General features: G+C 59.9%; 1 protein-coding gene and 1 pseudogene. One reads left to right on the top strand and one right to left on the bottom strand.

Going from position 1 to position 1072, the window contains the following annotated elements; translation table 11 throughout:
- Positions 1 to 638 (top strand): annotated as a pseudogene (locus NKH97_RS33215) (IS6 family transposase); the annotation flags it as partial.
- A 136-nt stretch (positions 639 to 774) separates the two neighbouring features.
- Here NKH97_RS33215 and NKH97_RS33210 read toward each other — a convergent pair.
- On the bottom strand, positions 775 to 1072 hold a 298-nt coding region (locus tag NKH97_RS33210; protein WP_352799981.1), incomplete at its 5' end, for a TOBE domain-containing protein.

Genomic DNA, 1072 nt, shown 5'->3' with positions numbered 1-1072 from the left:
CTACAATCTGAGCCTGCGCGATCTTGAGGAGATGATGGCCGAGCGGGGGATCGCCGTCGACCACACGACCATTCACCGCTGGACCGTTCGTTTCGTACCGCTACTGCTGGAGCATTTCAACCGGCGCAAGCGTAGCGTGACCGGGAAGTGGCATGTCGACGAGACGTACATCAACGTCCGCGGCCAGTGGATGTATCTCTATCGCGCCATCGACACTGTCGGCGATACAGACGAATTCTGGTTCAGCGAGCAGCGTGACCTGCCCTCGGCCAAACGGTTCTTCAGAAAAGCGCTGGCACGTCATGGCCGTCCCGACCGCGTCGTCATCGATGGTCAACCAGACCAACCATGAAAGGCTATCGTTTCCTGCGACATCACAAATCGCTTGCAGGATCGTTCCCAGCGTCGGCTGAAGCCGATCCGGATCTGCAAGAGTATACCTAAATAACCGGATCGAACAGGACCATCGGCGCATCAAGCGCCGCATTCGGTCAATGCTCGGCTTCAAATCACCAGCATCAGCCGCGATCATCCTAAACGGAATCGAAATGGTTCACATGATGCGCAAGCGACAGGCGAGGTACGCCTTCAATCCGAATCCGTCCCTGGCCGAGCAGTTCGAAATCCTCGCCGCCTGATTGACCGCGCATCAGGCCTCTCTGCGCCCCTATTCAGCCGTTGCAACAAAACCCGCCAGTGCAGGCGAACATCAGCGTGACCGCACGACTGCCCTTGCCCGCCGGTGACCAGCACGGGGCTTCCGGGAGCGAAGGGTCACAAGCGCGCGCCGCTTTGCCTCTCAAAGAGGTGGACACGGCGCGGATCGATCGTCAGCCGTACTTCTTCACCAGGACGGACGGTGAGCCTGTCCTTGACGATGGCGTCGATAGGATCTTCGCCAAGTTTGGCGAAGATCTGTGTCTCGGAGCCGGTCGGCTCCAGCACCGAAACAATTGCCGGCAAGCCGTCGGGCGCAATATCGATATGCTCGGGACGTATGCCGTAGATGACCGGCTGGCCGCCCTGCGCCCTGCCCTCCTCGACCGGCAGCACGGATCCGGTATCCGACACA

Source organism: Mesorhizobium sp. M0870, assembly GCF_040319775.1.
GTDB lineage: Bacteria > Pseudomonadota > Alphaproteobacteria > Rhizobiales > Rhizobiaceae > Mesorhizobium.
Note: the sequence above shows the minus strand (reverse complement) of the source record. Positions and strands in the feature narration are given on the sequence as shown.